Here is a 1,272-nt window from a genome sequence, read left to right on the forward strand (position 1 = left end):
CGTCAATGGAATATATTGCGCATTCTCCTCACCAGATATCCGTACCAAACGACCATCGGACAAGTAATTCTGTATCAAGTGCAAAATAATCTTACCTTGCCGCTTGCGGTACAAACGTAAACCATCAAACAGACAAGCAAGCAGGTTAAGACTAGATTGACGCCGTTGTGCTTCTAAAATCCCTGCTTGTGAGACTTCTCTCGTCCCGATAAACTCAGGCGATAAGCCCGTAACTTGATTAATCGCTTCCTTGGCTTCATTAAACAGTTGGAAAAAGCCCTGTGGAAATTGGGCGGCGGGTTTGGGCTGTATTTTACCTTCCGCAAAGGCTTTGTCTTCAGCGACTATGATAGCATCGGCGCGCGCCCAATCCTTCATAGCTTGTCTGATATCCTTAAACGCTCCCTCTTCAACAATAATTCCACCTTTAGATTGGCTGTTGAGAATATGCATGACTTGACTGAAATATTTATTTGCCCACCGTTGTGGGTCTTTTGTCGGTCTTACAACTCCATAAAATTGCCGTTCTATCTTGTCAAAATACCCCGTGATACACTCCCAACCCAATTGACCCGCTGGAACCAAAGGTTGATCGGGGCATTCAAGCAATTTCCTGCCTAAAAAAGCGCGTTTAACAACCTTTTTATTGAAAGCTGCCCCTTGAATATCGGGCATCATGCACTGGAGCTGCTTAAATTCCTCTTCACTATAATCACGCAATTCACCTGTCTCTAAATCAGGAGCCTTGTAGTATCGCTCGCTTTCAAACCAACGGCATTCAACAAGCGTTCAAGGCATTGATTTATAATCATAATCTAGCGTTATTCATATTGAATGAGAACCCTGAATAACGTAAGATTCTCTCATCTTAAATCTGTGTATCTTGAATCAATCAAAATCACTTGCTTGCACGTCACAAGCGGGGTTGATGTGTGGGTAAAAACTATAGCAGAAAGGAGTAAAAATGGTTCTTATGAATCGTCTTAATGCAAGGGCTGTCGCAACATTGGGAGCTGGCAAATATAATGATGGTGCCGGCTTGCTTCTCCATAAGCGTAAAGATGGTGGTGCTCAATGGCTTTATCGTTATACCATTCATGGTCGGCGCCGTGAAATGGGCTTGGGTGCTTTAAGAGATGTTTCTTTAAAACAAGCCCGTGAATTGGCAACAGGATGGCGGGCTGTTTTACGTGAAGGGCGTGACCCTATTAAAGAACGTGAAAAACAAAAGCGTGAGGCAATAAGCAATCTCCATTACTTAAAAGATATTGC

1 protein-coding gene and 1 pseudogene are annotated in these 1,272 nt (G+C 43.2%); one reads left to right on the forward strand and one right to left on the reverse strand.

Annotation, left to right across the window (positions count from 1 at the left end):
• A pseudogene (locus tag ACFILZ_RS09800) lies at positions 1-789 on the reverse strand (phage portal protein); the annotation flags it as partial.
• Positions 790-964: 175 nt separating this feature from the next.
• Between ACFILZ_RS09800 and ACFILZ_RS09805 the strand changes: the two are divergent.
• On the forward strand, positions 965-1,272 hold a 308-nt coding region (locus ACFILZ_RS09805), incomplete at its 3' end, for an Arm DNA-binding domain-containing protein (protein ID WP_375611060.1).

The sequence above is a fragment of the Bartonella sp. AP40SXNS genome (assembly GCF_042195825.1).
GTDB lineage: Bacteria > Pseudomonadota > Alphaproteobacteria > Rhizobiales > Rhizobiaceae > Bartonella.